4 tRNA genes are annotated in these 514 nt (G+C 48.6%); all 4 read left to right on the top strand.

Features of this window, described 5'->3' with window-relative positions:
• Positions 1-102: 102 nt before the first annotated feature.
• Positions 103-176: transfer RNA gene (locus tag ACA31_RS06560), tRNA-Met, on the top strand.
• A gap of 27 nt (positions 177-203) precedes the next feature.
• Positions 204-277: transfer RNA gene (locus ACA31_RS06555), tRNA-Ile, on the top strand.
• An 11-nt stretch (positions 278-288) separates the two neighbouring features.
• A tRNA-Ser gene (locus ACA31_RS06550) sits at positions 289-381 on the top strand.
• Between the two features lie 42 nt (positions 382-423).
• Positions 424-513 (top strand) — tRNA-Ser (locus ACA31_RS06545).
• Position 514: the final 1 nt, after the last annotated feature.

Raw genomic sequence — 514 nt, 5'->3', positions numbered from 1 at the left:
CTTAGCTCAGATGGGAGAGCGCCTGCTTTGCACGCAGGAGGTCAGCGGTTCGATCCCGCTAGTCTCCACCATATATTTTTAAATACAATTCTAAATTACAACGGCGGCGTAGCTCAGCTGGCTAGAGCGTACGGTTCATACCCGTGAGGTCGGGGGTTCGATCCCCTCCACCGCCACTATTTATTAGTTGTAAATTATATTTAGGACCTTTAGCTCAGTTGGTTAGAGCTAACGGCTCATAACCGTTCGGTCGCAGGTTCGAATCCTGCAAGGTCCATATAATTTTTTGGAGGAATACCCAAGTTCGGCTGAAGGGATCGGTCTTGAAAACCGACAGGAGCTTAACGGCTCGCGGGGGTTCGAATCCCTCTTCCTCCGCCATTTTTATAATAATTGAATATAATTTATTTACCTAATATTTTTGGAGGAATACCCAAGTTCGGCTGAAGGGATCGGTCTTGAAAACCGACAGGGGCTTAACGGCCCGCGGGGGTTCGAATCCCTCTTCCTCCGC

The organism is Staphylococcus sp. NAM3COL9, from assembly GCF_001431205.1.
Classification (GTDB): Bacteria; Bacillota; Bacilli; order Staphylococcales; family Staphylococcaceae; genus Staphylococcus.
This window is presented reverse-complemented; position numbering and strand designations above follow the sequence as displayed.